Origin of the sequence: Micromonospora kangleipakensis, assembly GCF_004217615.1 — a bacterium.
GTDB classification, from domain to species: domain Bacteria; phylum Actinomycetota; class Actinomycetes; order Mycobacteriales; family Micromonosporaceae; genus Micromonospora; species Micromonospora kangleipakensis.
Genome location: NZ_SHLD01000001.1, coordinates 2758945 through 2776810 on the forward strand (window position 1 = coordinate 2758945; position 17866 = coordinate 2776810).

The 17866-nt window shown below is 74.3% G+C and carries 16 protein-coding genes; 11 read left to right on the forward strand and 5 right to left on the reverse strand.

Features of this window, described 5'->3' with window-relative positions:
- Nucleotides 1-89: 89 nt before the first annotated feature.
- The 3 genes from EV384_RS13340 to EV384_RS34780 are packed head-to-tail and all read left to right on the forward strand — an operon-like array spanning nt 90 to nt 2056.
- Nucleotides 90-560 (forward strand): anthrone oxygenase family protein, encoded by a 471-nt coding sequence (locus tag EV384_RS13340; RefSeq protein ID WP_242624034.1) that lies wholly within the window; start codon nt 90-92, stop codon nt 558-560.
- Nucleotides 557-1312, forward strand: coding sequence for an SDR family NAD(P)-dependent oxidoreductase (locus EV384_RS13345; protein WP_130333405.1), 756 nt, complete (start codon nt 557-559; stop codon nt 1310-1312). The genes EV384_RS13340 and EV384_RS13345 overlap by 4 nt, the downstream gene beginning before the upstream one ends.
- A 33-nt stretch (nt 1313-1345) precedes the next feature.
- Nucleotides 1346-2056 (forward strand): SchA/CurD-like domain-containing protein, encoded by a 711-nt coding sequence (locus EV384_RS34780; protein WP_165439926.1) that lies wholly within the window; start codon nt 1346-1348, stop codon nt 2054-2056.
- Between the two features lie 260 nt (nt 2057-2316).
- Here the strand turns inward: EV384_RS34780 and EV384_RS13355 are convergent, their stop codons facing one another.
- From EV384_RS13355 to asnB, 5 genes are all read right to left on the reverse strand, one after another.
- Nucleotides 2317-3810, reverse strand: coding sequence for a peptide MFS transporter (locus EV384_RS13355; RefSeq protein WP_130333407.1), 1494 nt, complete (start codon nt 3808-3810; stop codon nt 2317-2319).
- A gap of 134 nt (nt 3811-3944) precedes the next feature.
- Nucleotides 3945-4784 (reverse strand): PadR family transcriptional regulator, encoded by an 840-nt coding sequence (locus EV384_RS13360; RefSeq protein ID WP_130333409.1) that lies wholly within the window; start codon nt 4782-4784, stop codon nt 3945-3947.
- Entirely contained in the window at nt 4781-5605 is an 825-nt protein-coding gene (locus EV384_RS13365; protein ID WP_130333411.1) for a DUF4097 family beta strand repeat-containing protein, read from the reverse strand. Before EV384_RS13365 ends, EV384_RS13360 begins: the two co-directional genes overlap by 4 nt.
- A 124-nt stretch (nt 5606-5729) precedes the next feature.
- Nucleotides 5730-6371: a thiaminase II/PqqC family protein gene (locus tag EV384_RS13370; RefSeq protein WP_130333413.1), complete on the reverse strand. Its 642-nt coding sequence runs from the start codon at nt 6369-6371 to the stop codon at nt 5730-5732.
- 66 nt (nt 6372-6437) lie between these two features.
- Entirely contained in the window at nt 6438-8312 is a 1875-nt protein-coding gene (gene asnB, locus EV384_RS13375; protein WP_130333415.1) for an asparagine synthase (glutamine-hydrolyzing), read from the reverse strand.
- Nucleotides 8313-8680: 368 nt separating this feature from the next.
- On the opposite strand from asnB, the gene EV384_RS13380 reads away from it, so the two are divergent.
- The 8 genes from EV384_RS13380 (at nt 8681) to accA (ending at nt 17865) form a co-directional block, all read left to right on the forward strand.
- Complete coding sequence (locus EV384_RS13380) at nt 8681-10420, forward strand: MFS transporter (RefSeq protein ID WP_130333417.1); 1740 nt, start codon at nt 8681-8683, stop codon at nt 10418-10420.
- A 131-nt stretch (nt 10421-10551) separates the two neighbouring features.
- Complete coding sequence (locus EV384_RS13385; protein ID WP_130333419.1) at nt 10552-12648, forward strand: multicopper oxidase family protein; 2097 nt, start codon at nt 10552-10554, stop codon at nt 12646-12648.
- A 211-nt stretch (nt 12649-12859) separates the two neighbouring features.
- A complete protein-coding gene (locus EV384_RS13390) occupies nt 12860-14095 on the forward strand; it encodes a ketosynthase chain-length factor (protein ID WP_130333421.1) in 1236 nt (411 codons plus the stop codon).
- A gap of 37 nt (nt 14096-14132) precedes the next feature.
- Complete coding sequence (locus EV384_RS13395; RefSeq protein WP_130333423.1) at nt 14133-14390, forward strand: acyl carrier protein; 258 nt, start codon at nt 14133-14135, stop codon at nt 14388-14390.
- A gap of 1 nt (nt 14391) precedes the next feature.
- Complete coding sequence (locus EV384_RS13400; protein ID WP_130333425.1) at nt 14392-14862, forward strand: SRPBCC family protein; 471 nt, start codon at nt 14392-14394, stop codon at nt 14860-14862.
- Nucleotides 14863-14913: 51 nt separating this feature from the next.
- Nucleotides 14914-15666 carry an SDR family NAD(P)-dependent oxidoreductase gene (locus tag EV384_RS13405; RefSeq protein WP_130333427.1) on the forward strand — a complete coding sequence of 251 codons (753 nt, stop codon included), beginning with the start codon at nt 14914-14916 and terminating at the stop codon, nt 15664-15666.
- On the forward strand, nt 15666-16013 hold the full coding sequence (locus EV384_RS13410; protein WP_130333429.1) for an antibiotic biosynthesis monooxygenase family protein: 348 nt from the start codon (nt 15666-15668) through the stop codon (nt 16011-16013). The genes EV384_RS13405 and EV384_RS13410 overlap by 1 nt, the downstream gene beginning before the upstream one ends.
- 133 nt (nt 16014-16146) lie before the next feature.
- Entirely contained in the window at nt 16147-17865 is a 1719-nt protein-coding gene (gene accA, locus EV384_RS13415; RefSeq protein WP_130333431.1) for an acetyl-CoA carboxylase carboxyltransferase subunit alpha/beta, read from the forward strand.
- Nucleotide 17866 lies beyond the last annotated feature (1 nt).

The window sequence follows — 17866 nt, forward strand, 5'->3', positions numbered from 1 at the left end:
GTGGCCGAGCATGGTCGCCGATCCGCCCGGCCGGGACGTCCGGGCGGCCGGCAGCCGCGGCGGGCCGCCGCGGCGGGGAGGGAAGGACGATGATGACCTGGATATCCGGGCTGCTCGGGGTCTCCGCGCTGGTGGCAAGCGGGATCACCGCCGGGGTGCTCTTCGCCGTCGCGGTGAGCGTGCTGCCCACGCTCTTCGCGCTTCCCGCGGGCACCTACATCCGGGTGCACCGGCTGCTGGGCAAGGGCTACCACCCGGTGATGCCGATCGTGGTGAACGTCGGCATGGTCGCGGACTTCCTGCTGGTCCCGGTGGCGCTGGACCGGAACGACGGCAGCTGGGTGCTGTTCGTGGTCGCCGGGCTGCTCCTGGCCGCCAGCCAGTTCGTCTCGCACCTCGGCAACGTGCCGATCAACCGGCAGGTCAAGCGGGTCGACCCGGACGCCGTACCGGCCGACTGGTGGGATCCGCGACCGCGGTGGCAGACGCTGCACCGGACCCGCACCTCGCTGGCGGTGGGCGCGCTGCTGCTCAACGCGATCGCGGTGGTGGCGCGGTGAGCGCCCCCGCGCCGGCGGTCGACCTGCTGGGCCTGGCCGGGCGGCGGTGCCTGGTCACCGGGGGCACCCGGGGGATCGGGCGGGCCGTGGTGCACGCGCTGCTCGACGCCGGCGCCTCGGTGCTCACCTGCCATCGGGGCGACGCCGCGGCGGCCGTCGCCCTGTCCGGGTCGACCGACGTACCGCAGCGGTTGCGGGTGGTGCGGGCGGACCTGACCGTGCCGGCGGACCGGGAGCTGCTCGCCACCGCCTGCCGGGACGAGTTCGGCGGCCTGGACGTGCTGGTGAACAACGCCGCCGTCGACGGTGGGACGCCATTCGCGGGAATGTCCGACGAGGAGTGGCGCCGGGTCGTCGACGCGGACCTGACCGCGGTCGCCGCCACCACCCGGACGGTCCTGCCGCTGCTCCGCCCCGGCGCGTCGGTGGTCACCGTCGGCGCCGCGCTGGCCCTGCGCGGCGCCCCGGGCCGCAGCCACTACGCCGCCGCGAAGTCGGGGCTGCTCGGCTTCTCCCGCTCGCTCGCCAAGGAGCTGGGACCGACCGGAATCCGGGTGAACACGGTCGCGCCCGGCCCCGTCGCGTCGCCCGGCGAGGAACCGCCCCCGCCGCTCGCCGCCCGGCTGCGCGCGATGGCCGCCCTCGGCCGGCAGGCCACCGCCGCGGAGGTTGCCGACGTGGTGCTCTTCCTCGCCGGCCGGCTCTCCGGCTACGTCACCGGCACCGTCGTCCACGTCGACGGCGGCATCTGACCAGTCCGACCCACGACACCTCAAGGAGTCACCATGCCGTTCGGTGCCATCAGCTACGGGGTGAAACCCGGCCACGAGGACGAGATCGCCGGGATCTTCTCGGCCGGCAGCTTCCAGCGGGCCTCCTCGCCCACCCTGCGCGACCCCTCCGGCGCGGTGGTCGGTCGCCTGCTCGCCACCGGTCTGTTCATCCAGGACACGGACATGGTCCGGGTCATCCAGTTCGAGGGGAACGGTGCCGCGATCGCGCGGCACATGGGTTCCCAGCCGGGCGTGCACCGGGCCGAGCAGCAGATCGCGCCGTACCTGGCGGAGGCCCGGGACACCGGCACCGTCGAGGGCTTCTCCGCCCACTTCAGCCGCGCCACGATGCGCCCGGTGCAGCAGCACGTGCGCCGCGACGACGTGGCCACCGCGATGCTGGCGCTGCGCTGGCCGGTCGTGCCGGACGCCGCTCCGGAGATCGGCGGCGCGCTGGCCGCCACCCCGCCGATCTCCGCCGATGATGGTCCGGTGCTGGCCACCGCGGCCTTCGTCCGGGACCGCACGCTGGTGCGGATCTACCAGTACGAGGGTGAGCTGGCGGCGGCGCTGGACCACATCACCGGCTGGGCGGGGCGGGCGGTGGAGTGGGAGCGGCTGCGGCCGTACGTGGTCGGCCCGATGGTGGCCCTGCCGGCCCCGATGCGGTGTATCTCCCAGCTCTCCGTGCTCAACCTGCCGGCCGCCGCCCGCGGCGCCTGATCCCGTCCCGGTCGCTCGTCCGTTCACCCGCCGCCCCGGCACCGCGTCCCGGTGCCGGGGCGACGGGTCGTTCCGGGCTGCCAGCCGCGGCGGGCCGGCACCGGGTCGCCGACCGGGCGGCATCCCAGGCCCACCGGACCCCGCCAGATCGGCGAGATGGCGTCGGTCACTTCCGCCCAACGCGGGCGTGGGCCGGGCGCGCCGACGCCCGCGCGAGGTCGCGCGGGCGTGCGGACGTACGGCCCCGGAGCGCCGCGGGATCAGGCCGCCGGGACGCCGGCGGTGAGCAGGCGGCGGATGCGGACGCGGCGGGCGAGCAGGACCAGGCCGACGGCGAGTGCGACGAGGGCCAGCGCCGCGTAGTAGGCCGGCTGCGGCAGGGCCGGGGCGAGCTGCCCGATCCGGCCGCCGACGGCCGCGCCCACCGCCGCCGACAACCACCACAGCCCCATCATCTGGCTGCGGTAGAAGGCCGGGGCGGCGGTACCGGCGGCGCTGATCCCGACCGGGGCGAGCGCGAGCTCCCCGGCGGCCTGGAGCAGGAAGACCAGCAGCAGCCAGACCGGCGACACCGGGGCCTCGGCGGCCCGTACCGCCACCACCGCCATCACCAGGTAGCTCGCCGCCACCAGGCCGAGGCCGAGCGCGAACTTCACCGGTACGCCCAGCCGGTCGCCGAGGCGGACCCAGAGCCAGGCGCCCAGCGGCGCCACGGCGAGGATGAAGAGCGGGTGCAGCGACTGGAACCAGCTCGCCGGCACCAGGAAACCGAACACCTCGCGGTCGACGGATTCCCGGGCGAACTGGCTGAGCACCGAGCCCGACTGCGTGAAGATCATCCAGAACACGGCCGAGCCGAGGAAGAGCCGGATGAAGCCGTACACCCGCAGCCGCTCCACCGGGGTGATCGCCGGGTGCCGTAGCAGCCGCCGGAACAGCAGCACCGGTACGCCCAGCACGGTCAGCCCGAGCGGGATCAGGGCGTGCTCGACACGCAGCGTGCCGGCGAGCGCGTCGGCGCCGAGCAGGCCGGCCACCACGGCCACCAGGTACCCGGTCCGGCGGAACAGCCGCCGGCGCGCGGCCGCCCCGATCGGGTGCGCCGGCTGGGCGCCGACCGGTCCGAAGTGCCGGCGGCCGAGGGCGAACTGGAGCACCCCGGCGTACATGCCGACGGCCGCGGCGGCGAAGCCGAGGTGCCAGTCCACGGTCTCGCCGAGGAAGCCGGTGACCACCGGGGCGATCAGCGCGCTGACCTGGATGCTCATGTAGAAGATGGAGAACGCGGCCTCCCGGCGGGTCACGTCGCCGTCGCCGTAGAAGTCGCTGAGCAGAACCCCCATGTTGGGCTTGAGCAGCCCGGTGCCGGCGATCAGCAGGCCCAGGCCGGCCCAGATCGACCAGGCGCCGGGCAGCGCCATGCAGGTGTGCCCGGCGGCGATGACGAGGCCGCCGTACAGGGTCGTCCGCCGGGCGCCGAGCAGCCGATCCCCGATCCACGCGCCCGGCACGGCGGCCAGGAAGACCAGGGCCATGTACAGCCCGAACAGCGCGGTCGCGGTGCCCACGCCGAGGCCGAGGCCGCCGTCGGCGCGGGGCGCCACCGCGTACAGGAAGAGGATCGCCTGCATGCCGTAGAAGCTGAAGCGTTCCCACATGTCGGTGAGGAAGAGGGTGACGAACCAGCGCGGCATGCCGGCGAGGCGGCCCGGCGCGGTCGTCGGCGCGGGTGGCGCCAGTTGGATCCGTGTCATCGATGCGTCCTCCGTGGCCGGTCCGGCGCGGGAGGCGACCCGCGCTCCTGTCGGCGGAAGGCTCGCACCGGTGACTCGACGGGGACTGGACCACCGCTCGACGCTGGCGGAGGGCCGGCGTGAGCGGCGGAGGGTCAGACGCCGACGGCCCGGCGGATCCGGACCAGGGCCTCGCCGAGCGCCTGCCGGCACTCCTCGATGGCGTGCGCGTCGGCGGCGTTGCCCTCCTGGAGGGCCCGGCGGGCGTCCTCCCGGAACCGGTCCACCATCTTCTCGACCTGTCGGGCGTTGCGCCCGAAGGCGAAGTAGTCGCTCCACTCGTGGCGCCACTCCGCACCCCAGGAGAGCGCCTCGCGCCACTCCCGCGGGCCCCAGTCCTCCGGCCCCGTCCCGTGCCGCTCCGGCTCCGCGGCCGCCGGCCCGCGCTCCGCGTCGGCCCGGCCCGCCGGCGTCCGGTCGGCGAGCCGCTCCTCCGGGCGTTCGGCCGCCTCGGCCTCCGCGCCGGTGGGCTCCGGCCCGCCGGTGGTCGGCTCCGGCTCGTCGCCCCGACGGAACCAGCCGCGCCGGTTCTCCGGGCTCCGTACCCGCCGGCCGCGCCGGGCCTCGGCGCGCAGCCCGGCCGCCTCGGCGCGGATGTCGGCGTCGGCCTCCCGGGTGATGTCGGCGATCGAGCGGTCGATCTCCCTGGTCAGCTCGTCCAGCTCGGGCGCGCGGCGGCGGAGCTCCTCCTCGCCGCCGGAGGTGATCCGGTAGACCTTGCGGCCACTCTCGTCGACCTCCCGGGAGACCAGCCCCTCGGTCTCCAACCGGGACAGTCGCGGGTAGACGGCGCCGGCCGACGGGGCGTACGCGCCGGCGAAGGTCTCCTCGATCAGCTTGATCACTTCGTAGCCGTGCCGGGGCTGGTCCCGGAGCAGGGCGAGCAGGTAGAGCTTGAACTGCCCGTGGCCGAACGGGGAGGTGGGTGCCCTCATCGCTGCTCCTCGGTCCCGATGGCCGGTGCGGGTGCCGCCGGTGGCGGGGTGGGCGTGCCGGACCCGGCCTGCCGGACCAGCGCCACCTGGCCGGAGACCGTGGTGCCGCGGACGCGGACCGCGTGCGGCGCGGTGCCGCGGCGCAGCCGCAGCCCGACCGTCGCGCCGCCCTCGCCGGAGGCGTGGCTCTCCAGCCCGGGCGTGCCGTCGGGGAGCTGGGTGACGACCGGGCCGCCGTCGGTGGTCAGCTCGACGTCGAGGCTGGCGCCGTCGTCGTCCGGCACGCCGACCAGCAGCGGGCCGGAGACCGCGGTGAGGTCCAGCGCGACCGGCTCCCGGCCAGCCACCACGGTCACCTCGCCGGAGACCGTCTCCAGGTGCGCGTGGCCGGTGCAGCCGCGGGCGAGGATCCGGGCGGAGACCGTGCGGGCGCGCAGCTCCGGGCCCGTCCGGTCCACCACGATCTCGCCGTTGAGGCTGGTCAGCCGGGTGCTGCCGGCGAGTCCGACGGCGACGATGCCGGCGCCGACGGTCTCCACCTCGACCTCGGTGCCGGCCGGCAGCGCCAGCGCCAGGCGGCACCGGCGCCGGAAGGCCGGCGGGAAGTCCCGCCACCAGGGCCGGTGCAGCCCCTGGTCGTGGCGCACCTCCAGCAGGTCGCCGGTCAGGGTGACCCGCAGCGGCGGGCCGGTGAGGTCGGTCAGCTCCAGCAGCGGGGGGCCGCTGGTCAGGTCGACCTCGCCGCCGACGACCCGGATCCGGACCCGTCGGGCCGGCGGCAGCTCGAGCCGCTCGCCCTCGCGTACCTGCCACTCCTGCACGCCACACTCCTTCGGGCCGACCGCCTGTCCGGACCAGCATACCCACTATCGCGATAGTGTGACGCGCTATATCTCATCAGGCCGGCCCGGGGCGCGCGGGACGGCCGCGCGCCCCGGGGGGTGGTCAGGCGGTCCGGGGCAGGCCGGCGTCCCAGAGCCGCAGCTCGAACTCCGCGGCCCGGGCGAAGAGCGCGGCGAGCCGCTCCCGCTCGTCCGGTGCGGCGTCCGCGCCGACCGCGTCCGCCCGCTCCAGGGTCGCCTCCACGATCGGCAGGTACGCGTCGTGCAGCAGCGTGTCGATGAACTTGCGGTAGGTCCGGTCCGGCGAGCCGCGCCGGCGCAGCTCCTTGCTGAACTCGGCGTGGAACCACATCCGCGGCAGCGTCGCCACCACCACGTCGGCGTACGTGCCGGTGTGCGCGACGGCGGTGATGAAGTCGTCGTACGCGGGGTCGACGGTCTCGCCGGGCTCGCCCGCCTTGCCGCCGAGCATCCGCAGCACCGCCACGCTCTTGCCGGTCGCCGAGTAGCTGGAGCCGATGGCGATGCCGGCGAAGTGCGACAGGTCCGCCAGCTCCGGCGCCCGGGCGGCGAGCAGGGCCTGCGCCCGGGCGAAGGTGCCCAGGTGGACGATGTCGGCCCGGATCAGCCGGGCGAGGTCCGCCTTGGGCAGCGTGCCGTCGCAGATGCCGACCGGTACGGGGTGGGCCAGCAGGGCGTCGAAGCTGGCCTCGCCGGCCGCCCAGAGTTCCTTGCGAAATGACATCTCATTCCCTTCACAACGGTACGGGTCGCGACCGGCGCTCGCCCGGCCGGCGGGACGGGTGCGCGGTCAGTCGTCCAGGTCGAGGCGGACCCGGTACATGTCGAGCCAGGAGTTGAGGGTCAGCACCTGCTCGATGTGGGTGCGGTTGACCCAGGCGATCGGGCCGTTCGCCAACTTGGCCGGGGTGTCCAGCAGCCGCCGCGCGGCGGCGATGTCGACCAGGGCGTGCGCCGGCTGGCCGGGGTCGTCCAGGATCTCCCGCAGCGACTCGCTCAGGTAGCGGGTGTAGAGCGGGTCCTGGGTGACCGGGAACGGGCTCTTCTGCCGGTCCAGCACGTCGCCGGGGAGCAGGTCCAGCCCGGCCGCGCGCAGCAGCGCCTTCTCCCGGCCGTCGTGGCTCTTGAACGCCCACGGCGCGTTGAAGACGTACTCCACCAGGTCGGGGTCGGTGTACGGGACGCGTACCTCCAGCCCGACCGACATGCTCAGCCGGTCGTCCCGGGTGAGCAGGTGCTGCAGCCAGCGGGACAGGTGCAGGTGGGTGATCTCCCGCATCCGCTTCTCGGTGCCGGTCTCCCCGGGCAGCTGCGGCACCTCGGCCAGCGCCTCCCGGTACCGGTCGACGCTGTAGGTCTCCAGGTCCAGCAGCTTGAGCAGCCCCGGGTCGAAGAGCCCGCTGCCGAGCCCCGGCCCCTCGCAGAAGTGCTGGTAGAAGGCGATCCACGGGAAAGCCTCCCGGTGGATCAGCTCCGGCACCCAGGCCCAGTGGTAGCCGCCGAAGACCTCGTCGGCGGCCTCGCCGCAGAGCGCGACGGTGGCGTGCCGGCGGACCTGGTCGAAGAGCACCCAGAGCGAGGCGTCCATGTCGCCGAGCGGGGTGGGGCGGTCCTGGGCGGCGATGGTGCGGCGGCGGATCTCGGGATCGGCGAGCCGTTCCGGCGTGATCACCACCGGGGTGTGCCGGGAGCCGACGTGCTCGGCGACCATCCGGGCGAACGGCGCGTCCGGGGTGTCGCGGACCTCGTCGGCCCGGAACCGCTCGGTGTAGCGGGTGAAGGTGACCGAGAAGGTCTGGATCGGTTCGGCGCCGCGCCGGGCCCGGGCCTGCGCCGCGAGCGCGGTCATCACGCTGGAATCCAGGCCGCCGGAGAGCAGCGAGCCGACGGGTACGTCGGCGACGAGCTGGGCGTCGACCACCTGCTCCAGCTTGCCCCGGATGGTGTCCACGGTGGTCGGCAGGTCGTCGGTGTGCGGCCGGGAGGCCAGCCGCCAGTAGCAGCGGTGCCGGACCCCGGTGGCGTCCACGGTGACCACGTGTCCGGGGCGGACCTCCGCCACGCCGGCGAAGACGGTGCGGCCGGGGGTCCAGACCTGGGTGAGGATCTCCCGCAGGTTGTCGGTGTCGGCGCGGGCCTCCAGCAGCCCGGTGGCGAGGATCGCCTTGATCTCGGAGGCGAAGAGCACCTGCCGGTCCGGGGTGCGGTGGTAGAAGAGCGGCTTGACGCCGAGCTGGTCGCGGACCAGGACCAGCCGTTCCGCGCGGACGTCCCAGACGGCGAAGGCGAAGATGCCGTTGAGGTGGGTGCCGACGTCCTCACCCCACTCCAGGTAGGCCCGGAGCACCACCTCGGTGTCGCCGTCGGTGTGGAACCGGTGTCCCCGGCCGGCCAGCTCCGCGCGCAGCTGCCGGTAGTTGTAGAGCTCGCCGTTGTAGCTGAGCACGGCGAGTTCCCGGCCGTCGGCGTGGGCCGTCATCGGCTGGGTGCTGGCGGCCAGGTCGATGACCGCGAGCCGGCGGTGGGCCAGGTGGGCGTGCGGTGCGGTCCAGAGGCCGTCGGCGTCCGGGCCGCGGCAGGCGAGGGTGCCGGACATCGCGGTGACCGGTGACCGGTCGGTGGGCAGGGTGCGTTCGAAGTCGACGAGACCGGCGATGCCACACATGCGCGTGCTCCCCCTGAGTTCGTTGGGCCGCCCGGGTGACGGCCCGGACGCCGGACGCCCGGCGGGCGCGGGCCGGCGGGTGGCGTCGCCCGCCGCCGACCGGCTGATCCTCTGGCGCGTCGCTCGAGCCCCGCTCGGCCCGCGATCCAGGGGGCGCTCCAGCGGGCGTCGACCGGGGCTTCAGGGCCGACTGGCACAGTCGCGACTGTCTCGCGACACTCGCGACCGGTCCGCTGCTGTCGGCGTTTTCGCAGGTGACGAACGACTTTCGGTCACTCTCTGGAAGCGTCTTGACCGGCTCCGCAGTTGCGATATAGCGTGATTGGCCGAGAGAGTTGTATCGCGATATCCCCGTCGAAGGAGTCGTCATGACCGACAACAACGCCCAAGCCCGGGTCGGCACGCGGCCCGCGGCGCCGCCCGACCGTCGGCGCTGGATGGTGCTGGTCATCCTGCTCGTCGCGACCTTCATGGACCTGCTGGACGTGACGATCGTGGCGATCGCCGTGCCGTCGATCCAGCAGGACATCAGCGCCACGTACACCGCCGCGCAGTGGGTGCTCGCGGGCTACTCGCTCGCCTTCGCGCTGCTGCTGATCACCGGCGGGCGGCTCGGCGACATCATCGGCCGGAAGCGGATGTTCCTGCTCGGCATGGCCGGCTTCACGGTCGCGTCGGCGCTCTGCGGGCTGGCCCCCAACCCGGAGCTGCTCATCGCCTCGCGGGTGCTGCAGGGCGCCATGGCGGCCATGATGGTGCCGCAGGTCATCTCCTCGATCCAGGTGATGTTCTCGCCGAAGGAGCGGGTCGCCGCGTTCAGCGTCTACGGCGGCGTCGCCGGCCTCGCCACGGTCAGCGGGCCGCTGCTGGGCGGCCTGCTGATCAAGGCGGACATCTTCGACCTCGGCTGGCGGGCGATCTTCCTGATCAACGTTCCGATCGGTCTCGCCGCGCTCGTCGGCGCGCTGGTGCTGATGAAGGAGCTGCGCACCCCGCACGCGCTGCGGCTGGATCTCACCGGGGTCGGCATCATCACCGTGACCATGCTGCTGCTGGTCTACCCGCTCATGCAGGGCCGGGAGAAGGACTGGCCGACCTGGATCTTCGCCATGATGGCCGCCTCCGCGGTCGGCCTGGTGGTCTTCGCCGCCCACCAGCGGCGGCGGTCCGGCCACGGTGGCTCGCCGCTGGTGCCGATGGAGCTGTTCAAGGAGAAGGCGTTCGTCGGCGGGCTCCTGGTGAACCTCGTGTTCTTCGCCGGAATTGTCTCCTTCTTCCTGGTCTTCATCATCTACCTGCAGGCCGGCCTCGACAAGTCGGTGCTCGCCGCCGCGATGGCCAACCTGCCCTGGTCGGTCGGCATCGCGCTGGCCAGCGGCGCTTCGTTCCAGCTCGCCCCGAAGCTCGGCCGGACCGTGCTGCACATCGGCACCGGTCTGATGACCGCGTCGATGGTCGCCATCATCCTGACCATCCAGTTCGTCGGCACCGACGTCTCGGTCTGGCACTTCGTCCCCAGCATGTTCGTCGGCGGCGTCGGCATGGGGCTGGTCGCCCCGCTGCTGGTGGACGCCGTCATCTCCGGCGTCCCGCACCACGAGGCCGGCTCCGCCTCCGGCGTGCTCAGCGCCGTCCAGCAGGTCGGCGGCGCGCTGGGCATCGCGCTGATCGGCGTGATCTTTTTCGGGCTCCTCGGCGACCGGGCGCAGGGCGTCGCGGAGGCCAACACCGCGCCGATCCGCGCGGCGCTGCAGTCCGCCGGCGCACCGGTGGACGCCCAGCGGCAGGCGGTGGACGGCTTCGTCCGCTGCTTCATGGACCGGTCCGCGGAAGAGGACCCGACCGCCGTCCCGGTGAGTTGCCGGGACACCGACCAGGCGGCGCCGGCGGCGGTCACCCGCGCCTACACCGACGCCGCCACCGACGCCCGCCGGGAGCTGTTCAGCGACGCGATGAAGCTGACCGCCTGGTACAACGCCGGCGTCTTCCTCCTCGCCTTCCTGCTGGTGTTCGGGCTGCCCCGCCGGATCAACGTGCACGCCGAGGCCGAGGCCGGCCTCGACGAGGACGCGCCGGCCGAGCCGGTCGACTCCACGCGCGTCCACTAGGGCCCCCGCCCTCGCCGCCACAGGTGGCGGCCCGTCCAGACAGGCCGGTGTCGGGGGCTGGCGCGCCCCCGCGCGGTCCCCCCGGGCCCCCGACACCGGCCGCCCGCCCCCGCCTATCGGAGAGGACAGCTGTGTTCGAGCCGTCGATCCCCGCGTACGACGACAACTTCAACTACGACTTCCTGGTCGCCCTCGTGCTGCTCGGCTACTGGGCCGCGGTCGCCCGGCGGCTGCACCGGCTGCCGCACGCGCGTACCGCCGCGCGGCTGCGCCGGTCGAGCCGGCGACTGGCGCTCGCCGCCGTCGTCGGGGCGCTGCTCGTGCCGGCCCGGCTGGTCACCTCGCTGGTGCTCTACGGGTACGGCTGGCACTTCGCCGCCGACCGGCTGCTGATCGGCGTACCCCTGGTGGCGCTGCCGGTGCTGGCCACCCTCCTGGTCACCGTGCCGGCGCTGCGCCGGCTCGGCCGACCGTCGCCGGAGGACGCGGCGGAGGCGGACGCGCCGCCGGCGTCCCCCGCCGCGGCGGCCGCGCCGCGGGTGTCGTTCCCGGCCCGCGCGGTCGCCGTGGGCGGGCTGGTCTCCTTCGTCATGATCCTCTTCGCGCCGGCCCCGCCGCTGCTGGTGCCGGCGCTCGTCAGCTACGGCGGCGTGGCCCTGGTCCTGGTGGTGATCTGGCGCCGGCACGCCAACCGGGTGCGTGACGGGGTGGTGCGACCGCTGCCGCGCGGCGCGGCCCGGGTGCGGCGGGTCGCGGTCGGCACCGCGGCCGTCCTCGTCCTGGTCGGCGGCTACGCCGGCTGGGACTGGCAGACCAGCAAGCTGCCCGACGACTACCGCATGACGGAGCAAGCGATGACCTATGGCAAAGGCCCTGGACCGGTGGACCACTCGGCGCACTCGCACGGCGTCGGACTGCCGGACCGCCCGCTGACCCGGTTCACCGGCCCGGCGGGCAAGCCCGACAAGCGATTCACCCTGATCGCCACGGACGCCAAGTTGACGCTCAGCTCCGGCACCACCGTCGACGCGATCGCCTTCAACGGCCAGATCCCCGGCCCCGAGCTGCGGGTCCGGCAGGGCGACCTGGTCGAGGTGACACTGGTCAACCGGACCGCGGACACGCCGACCACGGTGCACTGGCACGGGCTGGACGTGCCCAACGCCGAGGACGGCGTCGCCGGCCTCACTCAGAACGCCGTGCCGCCGGGTGGCAGCCACGTCTACCGGTGGCGCGCCGAGCAGGTCGGCACGTACTGGTACCACTCGCACCAGGCGTCCTCGACCCAGGTGCGGCGCGGGCTGTTCGGTCCCCTGGTCATCGACCCGGCGCAGCCGGGCCCCGCCGGGGTGCGCGAGTTCGTGGTCGCCGCGCACGTCTTCGACACCGACAAGGGCGACACCAGCACCCTCAACGCCGCTGACACGCTCCGGCGGGAGGCGGTCGCCCCCGGCACGCCGGTCCGGATCCGGCTGATCAACGCGGACAACTTCCGCAAGTACTTCACCCTCGCCGGCACGCCGTTCAAGGTCACCGCGGTCGACGGTGGCGCCGTCAACGCCCCCACCGACCTGTACCGGACCAAGCTCATGCTCGGCGGCGGCGGCCGGTACGACCTCGAGTTCACCATGCCGTCCGCGCCGGTCCGCCTGACCGACCTGGCGGCGGTCGGCGCCGGCCTGCTGCTCAGCCCGGACGGGCAGGGCGAGCTGGCGCCGCTGACCGACGGGCCGGAGTTCGACGCGACCCGGTACGGCAGCCCGGCCGCCACCCCGTTCGGGCCGGAGAGCCACTTCGACCGCAGCTTCGACCTGGTGCTCGACAACCGGCCGGGGTTCTACGACGGCCAGCCCTACTACCTGTGGACCATCAACGGGCACGTCTCGCCGCACGTGCCGATGCTCATGGTGCGGGAGGGCGAACTGGTCAAGGTGACCATCAGCAACCGAAGCTTCCTGGAACACCCGATGCACCTGCACGGTCACCACGTCCTGGTGCTGAGCCGCAACGGCCACCGGGCCACCGGCAGCCCGCTCTGGCTCGACACCGTCACCGTGCTCTCCGGCGAGTCCTACGAGCTGGCCTTCCGGGCCGACAACCCGGGACTGTGGATGGACCACTGCCACAACCTCCAGCACGCGGCGATGGGCATGACCATGCACCTCGGCTACGAGGGGATCAGCACCCCGTTCCACGCCGGCCGGGCCACCGGCAACCTCGCCGAGTAGCACCTCCGGCCCACCCCCCGCACGGCCGCCACCCCCCGTCGACCAGGGCGGGGGGTGGCGGCCGTCGTGCGTCCGCGCCCCGACCATGACGGCCCGCTCTCCGTCCGGTGCGGAGCGTCGAGCCGGCCTTGAGAGGAACTGGACAGCTCCCGGGTGCACTGGCAGCGGCCCGAGGAGAGGCCCGCGGCCACACAACGGGAAGGTGGTGCTGATGAGCGCATCGGACGCCGACGTCGGCGCGGTCGTCACCGGCATCGGGGTCACCGCGCCGACCGGCATCGGGATCCACGCGCACTGGCAGTCGGTGCTGGACGGCAAGACCGGGATCGGCCGGATCACCCGCTTCGACCCGGAGAGCTACCCGGTCCGGTACGCCGGGCAGGTCCCCGGCTTCGCCGCGCGGGAGCGGGTGCCCGGCCGGTTGATCCCGCAGACGGACCACTGGACGCACCTGGCGCTGGCCGCCGCCGACGACGCCCTGGGCGACGCCGGCGTCGACCCGGCCGGGCTGCCGGAGTACGAGATGGCGGTGGTCACTTCCAGCTCGTCCGGGGGCACCGAGTTCGGCCAGCACGAGATGGAGCGGCTGTACCGCAACGGCCCGTCCTGGGTCGGGGCGTACCAGTCGATCGCCTGGTTCTACGCGGCGACCACCGGTCAGGTCTCGATCCGGCACGGCATGCGCGGTCCCTGCGGGGTGATCTGCGCCGAGCAGGCCGGTGGGCTCGACGCCCTGGGCCAGGCGCGCCGGCTGGCCCGCTCCGGCTACCGGCTGGTGGTCAGCGGCGGCACCGACGCGTCGCTCTGCCCGTACGGGCTCACCGCGCAGCTCGCCACCGGCCGGCTCTCCACGGTGGACGACCCGACCCTGGCGTACCTGCCCTTCGACGCCGGGGCCAGCGGGTACCTGCCCGGCGAGGGCGGGGCGATCCTGATCGTGGAGAACGGCCGGCACGCCCGCGAGCGCGGCGCCGGTGAGGGCTACGGCAGCATCCTCGGCTACGCGGCCGGCTTCGACCCGCCGCCCGGCTCCGGGCGACCCCCGGCGCTGCGCCGGACCATCACCGCCGCGCTGGCCGACGCGCGGCTGGCGCCGGACGACGTCGACGTCGTGTTCGCCGACGCCGCCGGCTGCCCGGACCTGGACGCGGCCGAGTCCGCGGCGATCACCGCGGTGTTCGGCCGGCGCGGGGTGCCGGTCACCGCCCCGAAGACCCTCACCGGCCGGCTGTACGGCGGCGGCGCGCCGCTGGACGTCGCCACCGCGCTGCTCGCGGTCCGGGACGGGGTGGTCCCGCACACCGTCGGGGTGACCCGCCCCGACCCGGACCTGGACCTGGTCCTAGGTGAGCCCCGGGAGCTGCCGCTGCGGCGGGCCCTGGTGCTGGCCCGGGGCCACGGCGGCTTCACCGCCGCCATGGTGGTCGGGACCTCCCGCCGCCGTTGACCGTCACCCACCGATCCACGACGAACGGAGCCGAGCGATGACGAGCTTCACCCTGGACGACCTTCGCGAGCTGCTGGGCAGCATCGCCGGGGTCGACGAGTCCACCGACCTGTCCGGCGACATCGCCGACGTGCCGCTGGCCGACCTGGGCTACGACTCACTGGCCATGTTGGAGCTGGCCGGCCACGTGCAGCGCCGCTACGGGGTGCCGATCCCGGACGAGGCGGTGGAGCGGATGACCACCCCGCGCAGCACCGTCGACTACATCAACGCGCAGTTCGCGACGGTGGGCTGAGATGGCCGGGCACACCGACAACGCGGTGGTCATCGACGCCCCGCTGGAGCTGGTCTGGGAGCTGACCAACGACATCGAGTCGTGGCCGCGGCTGTTCAGCGAGTACGCCGAGGCGACCGTGCTGGACCGCCGGCCGGACGGCTCCGTGCTGTTCCGGCTCTCCCTGCACCCGGACGAGAACGGCAAGGTCTGGTCCTGGGTCTCGGCCCGGGCGGCCGACCGGGAGACCTGGACGGTCCGCTCGCACCGGGTGGAGACCGGGGTCTTCAAGTACATGTCGCTGTTCTGGGAGTACACGCCGGTCGAGGGCGGGGTGCGGCTGCGCTGGGTGCAGGACTTCGAGATGAAGCCCGGCGCCCCGCTCGACGACGCCGGGATGCAGGAGCGGCTCAACCGCAACACCGCCGTCCAGCAGCAGCTGATCAAGGAGAAGGTCGAGGCCGCCGCCCGTCGGGGCGTACCGGTCAGCTGAGCGCCCGGCCCGGGCGCACCGGGCGCGGCGAACCGACATGGAGGGACCACGATGGATCTGGAACTGGCCGGAAAGAAGGCACTGGTCACCGGGGGCACCCGGGGCGTGGGGCGGGGCATCGTCCTGGCCCTGGCCCGGCACGGTGTCGACGTGCTGACCTGCTACCGGCAGGAGGGCGAGGCGGTCACCTCGCTGGAACGCGAGCTCAAGGAGATCGGCGGCGAGCACCACCTGATCCGCGCCGACCTGGCCGACCCGGAGCAGGTCGGCGCGCTGATGGCCGAGGCGCGCAGCCGGTTCGGCCGGCTCGACCTGGTGGTCAACAACGCCGGCGCGATCAGCCACGTGCCGTACGAGCAGCTCACCCTGGCCCAGTGGCAGCAGGTGATCGACACCAACCTGACCGCGGTGCACCTGGTCACCCAGGCGGCGATCCCGATGATGACGGCCGGCGGCTCGGTGGTGAGCATCGGCTCGAAGTCCTCCGAGGTGGGCATCCCGCTGCGGGCCCACTACACGGCCACCAAGGCGGCGCTGCGCGGCCTGACCCGCTCGCTGGCGAAGGAGTACGGGGCGAAGGGGCTGCGCTTCAACGTGCTCGCCCTCGGGGTCATCCGCACCGAGGCGATGGACGCCATGCCGGCGGAGCAGCGCGCCATGCTGACGAAGCGCTACCAGGACAAGACGGCGCTGGGCCGGCTCGGCGAGCCGGACGAGGTGGCCGCCGCCGTGCTCTGGCTGGCCAGCGACCTGTCCCGGTACGTCACCGGCGCCACCGTGCACGTCGACGGGGGGATCTCCTGATGGCCGAGGGACCCTTCCGGGTGATGCTGCGGATGCAGATCAAGCCCGGCATGCAGGAGGAGTTCGAGCGGGTCTGGCTGGAGGTCGGCGACTCCGTCACCAGCCACCCGGCGAACCTGGGGCAGTGGCTCTCCCGCGACGAGGAGGAGGGCGTCTACTGGATCGTCAGCGACTGGGTGGACGAGCCCCGGTTCCGCGAGTTCGAGCACAGCGACCGGCACCTGGAGCATCGGACCAGGCTGCACCCGTACCGCTCGGGCGGCTCGATGACCACCATGCGGGTGGTCGCCCACCTGCCCGGTGCGGCGAGCGCCGGGAGCCACGGGGAATGGGTCGGCGTCCGGTGACGTGCCGGCCGCGCGTCCGGCGTACCGGGGGACCGGGCGCCGGGCGGGCGGCCGGCCGGGCCGAACGACCGGAGACCGACGGCGGTAATCCCGCGTCCCGCTCGACGCGGGGCACGGACGATCGGAGCGGAACATGACCAGTACGGTTCCTGCGCCGGTGCGGGGCGCCACCGCCGCGCCGGCGGTCCCGGCCACCCCGGCCGACGCGGAGTGGCTGACCTGCGGTGGCTGCCGGGTGCTGCTGTACCGCAAGCGGTTCGACCGGCTGCTGGGGGTGTGCCCGGAGTGCGGGTGGCACAGCCGGCTGTCCGTCGACGAGCGGCTGCGGAGCCTGCTCGATCCCGGCTCGGTGCGCCCGGTGACGCCGGCGGAGTCGGTGCACGACCCGCTGGGCTTCACCGACCTGGTCGACTACCCGGGCCGGCTGTCCCGGGCCCGGGAGAGCACCGGCCTCGCCGACGCGGTCCGGGTGGTCCGGGGCCGGATCCAGGGCCACCCGGTGGTGGCGGCGGTGATGGACTTCCGCTTCCTCGGCGGCAGCCTGGGGGTGGCCGCCGGGGAGGCGGTGACCGCCGCCGCGGAGGCGGCCCTGGCCGACTCCTGCGCGCTGCTGATCGTCACCGCCTCCGGCGGGGCCCGGATGCAGGAGGGCGCCCTGGCGCTGATGCAGATGGCCAAGACCGGCAACGCGCTGCGCGCCCTGGACGAGGCGGGGCTGCTCACCGTCACCCTGGTGACCGACCCGACGTACGGCGGGGTCGCGGCCTCGTTCGCCACGCTGACCGACGTCATCATCGCCGAGCCCGGCGCCCGGATGGGCTTCGCCGGCCCCCGGGTCATCGCCCAGACCATCCGCCAGGAGCTGCCCCCGGGCTTCCAGACCGCGGAGTTCCTGCTGGAGCGGGGCCTGGTCGACGGGGTACGCGCCCGGGGCGAGCTGCCCTGGGTGCTGGGCCAGCTGCTGGCGGCGGCCGCCCCGGCGCCCGCGGACTGGGGCGGCGAGGTGGTGGACGCCGTGCTGCGGGACCCGGCCACCCTGGTCCGCCGGCCGCCGGCCGAGGTGGTCCGGCTGGCCCGGCACCTCGACCGGCCCACCCTCACCGACCACCTCACCGAGTGGCTGGACGGCTTCGTCGAGCTGCGTGGCGCCCGCGACGGCGCGGGGGACTGCCGGGCCGTGGTGGGTGGCCTGGGCGTGCTGGACGGGCTGCCGGTGATGGTGATCGGGCACCAGAAGGGGCACAGCACCGAGGAGTTGGTGCGGCACTCCTTCGGAATGCCCTCGCCCGCCGGCTACCGCAAGGCCGCCCGGCTGATGCGGCTCGCCGCGAAGCTGCGGGTGCCGGTCGTGACGCTGGTCGACACCGCCGGGGCCCACCCCGGGCTGGCGGCGGAGGAGCAGGGCCAGGCGGTCGCCATCGCGGAGTCCATCGCGCTGATGGGCAGCCTGCCGGTGCCGGTGGTCACGGTGATCACCGGCGAGGGCGGCAGCGGCGGCGCGCTGGCGTTGGCCGTGGCCGACCGGGTGCTGCTGACCGAGAACGGCACGTACTCGGTGATCAGCCCGGAGGGTTGCGCGGCGATCCTCTGGCGCAGCCCGGAGCGGGCGGGCGACGCGGCGGCCGCGCTGGGCGTGGACGCCGGGTCCCTGCTGCGGCTCGGCGTGGTCGACGGGGTGGTGCCGGAACCGCCGGGCGGCGCCCACCTCGACCCGGCGCGCGCGTCCCGGCTGGTCCGCGACGCCGTGGTCGTCGCCCTGCGCGAGCTGCGGGCCAGTGACGGACCGGCCCTGGTCGCGGCGCGGCGGGGCCGGTTCCGGCGGTTCGGTCTGACCAACGATAGGAGGCCCTGAC

Bases quoted from the DNA above. Each gene is read 5' to 3' on its own strand.
- EV384_RS13340 (WP_242624034.1), top strand. From the start codon at position 90: ATGATGACCTGGATATCCGGGCTGCTCGGGGTCTCCGCGCTGGTGGCA.
- EV384_RS13370 (WP_130333413.1), bottom strand. From the start codon at position 6,371: ATGTCATTTCGCAAGGAACTCTGGGCGGCCGGCGAGGCCAGCTTCGAC.
- EV384_RS13390 (WP_130333421.1), top strand. From the start codon at position 12,860: ATGAGCGCATCGGACGCCGACGTCGGCGCGGTCGTCACCGGCATCGGG.
- EV384_RS13395 (WP_130333423.1), top strand. From the start codon at position 14,133: ATGACGAGCTTCACCCTGGACGACCTTCGCGAGCTGCTGGGCAGCATC.
- accA (WP_130333431.1), top strand. From the start codon at position 16,147: ATGACCAGTACGGTTCCTGCGCCGGTGCGGGGCGCCACCGCCGCGCCG.
- EV384_RS13410 (WP_130333429.1), top strand. From the start codon at position 15,666: ATGGCCGAGGGACCCTTCCGGGTGATGCTGCGGATGCAGATCAAGCCC.
- EV384_RS13380 (WP_130333417.1), top strand. From the start codon at position 8,681: ATGACCGACAACAACGCCCAAGCCCGGGTCGGCACGCGGCCCGCGGCG.
- EV384_RS34780 (WP_165439926.1), top strand. From the start codon at position 1,346: ATGCCGTTCGGTGCCATCAGCTACGGGGTGAAACCCGGCCACGAGGAC.
- asnB (WP_130333415.1), bottom strand. From the start codon at position 8,312: ATGTGTGGCATCGCCGGTCTCGTCGACTTCGAACGCACCCTGCCCACC.
- EV384_RS13400 (WP_130333425.1), top strand. From the start codon at position 14,392: ATGGCCGGGCACACCGACAACGCGGTGGTCATCGACGCCCCGCTGGAG.
- EV384_RS13405 (WP_130333427.1), top strand. From the start codon at position 14,914: ATGGATCTGGAACTGGCCGGAAAGAAGGCACTGGTCACCGGGGGCACC.
- EV384_RS13355 (WP_130333407.1), bottom strand. From the start codon at position 3,810: ATGACACGGATCCAACTGGCGCCACCCGCGCCGACGACCGCGCCGGGC.
- EV384_RS13360 (WP_130333409.1), bottom strand. From the start codon at position 4,784: ATGAGGGCACCCACCTCCCCGTTCGGCCACGGGCAGTTCAAGCTCTAC.